The organism is Bacillota bacterium, from assembly GCA_012518215.1.
Classification (GTDB): Bacteria; Bacillota; Dethiobacteria; order DTU022; family PWGO01; genus JAAYSV01.
In genome coordinates this window covers 1-1,530 of record JAAYSV010000022.1, presented here as the reverse complement: position 1 = coordinate 1,530, position 1,530 = coordinate 1, and the positions used below count along the sequence as shown (strand labels likewise).

Below are 1,530 nucleotides of genomic sequence, written 5' to 3'. Positions count from 1 at the left end.
TTAAGCCCTCCAGCGCCGATGGTACTCGGGGCGAGAGCCCCCGGGAGAGTAGGTCCCTGCCGGAGAACCTATTCATACCAGAGGGGCAGATCAGAAAAGATCTGCCCCTTGGTTTGTACAAAAAACAGGTTCCCCGGCATACCCGAACTGGAACTGGCGGCAAAAAAATAACAGGAGCCACACCGCATTTATCTGTGAAGAAGAAATACCTCAAGACGCATGGCGGGATCAATCACCATGATTGACACCAAAGATATCTGAAGAGACGTATTTTTCCCCGCGATCGGGAGAGATGACAACCACCAGACCTTTGTCCAGGTCTCTTGAAACTTCAAGGGCGGCATGAACGGCCGCACCGGTGCTGATCCCGGCAAAAATTCCTTCCTTCCGGGCCAGCAGGTTGACTTTGGCGATGGCATCCTCATCGCTCACCTTGATTGTCCGGTCAAGGCGGGTTGGATCGAAGATCCGGGGAACAAATGCCTCGTCCATGTTTTTCAACCCCTGTATTCTGTGATGGGGATGGGGCTCGGCGGCGATGATCTTTATCCCGGGATTCAACTCTTTGAGTTTTTTGGAGATGCCCATCAAGGTACCGGTCGTTCCCATTCCCGCTACAAGATGGGTGATCTGACCCTCGGTTTGTTCCCAGATTTCCGGGGCGGTGGTTTCATAATGGGCCTGCACGTTATCTTCATTGTTGAATTGATTGGGCATGTAGTAAGTTTCAGGATTGTCGCGGCACATCTCCAGGGCTTTTTCGATAGCACCGTTTGTACCCCGGGAAGCCGGGGTCAAGACCACTTCGGCACCGAAGGCTTCCAGAACACGCCTTCTTTCCATGCTCATATCCTCGGGCATCGTTACCATTGTCTTGTATCCCTTGCATATGGCAACCATGGCCAGGCCTATGCCGGTATTCCCGCTGGTGGGTTCAATAATGGTCTTGTTACGATCAAGTTCTCCTCTTTTTTCGGCACCCTCGATCATATAGCAGGCCACGCGATCCTTGATACTTCCACCCGGATTGCAACCTTCGATCTTGACAGCCAGAACAACATTCCTGTTGGGATTGAGTGTATTGATCTTGACCAGCGGGGTATTGCCGATGGATTGGATGATGTTTTGCAGGATAGCCATATTTTATAACCTCCTCGGTAAGGCTTCGGTTGTCACCTAGGACATTATAATCTATTTTCCGGTTGTCTGCCCCCAAATCCTTTTTCACAGACAAAACAAAATCGGATCGCTTTCTTCGATCACGGGGACAGTCGATGTCATTTGATATTATTCTCCATTCGGGAGGGCATCTGTCCTGTCCATCCTTCGGGATTCACGATGGCCCGTATTGATGTCCGATTATATTTACAGACCCATCATAATACTTTAAAATATAAGGCAACAAAGGTACACAGAAGCAAAATATGATGATTATAACCGCAAGGAAGTGGTCATAATAATTTACGGATGTCCGTTGGTCACGGTTTCCCGGGGGATGGGAACTGTCTCCCCGGTCAGGGCGGATAATTG

The 1,530-nt window shown here is 49.9% G+C and carries 1 protein-coding gene; it reads right to left on the bottom strand.

Annotation, left to right across the window (positions count from 1 at the left end; translation table 11 throughout):
* Nucleotides 1-228 precede the first annotated feature (228 nt).
* Nucleotides 229-1,134 (bottom strand): cysteine synthase family protein, encoded by a 906-nt coding sequence (locus GX364_04105; protein ID NLI70035.1) that lies wholly within the window; start codon nucleotides 1,132-1,134, stop codon nucleotides 229-231.
* Nucleotides 1,135-1,530: the final 396 nt, after the last annotated feature.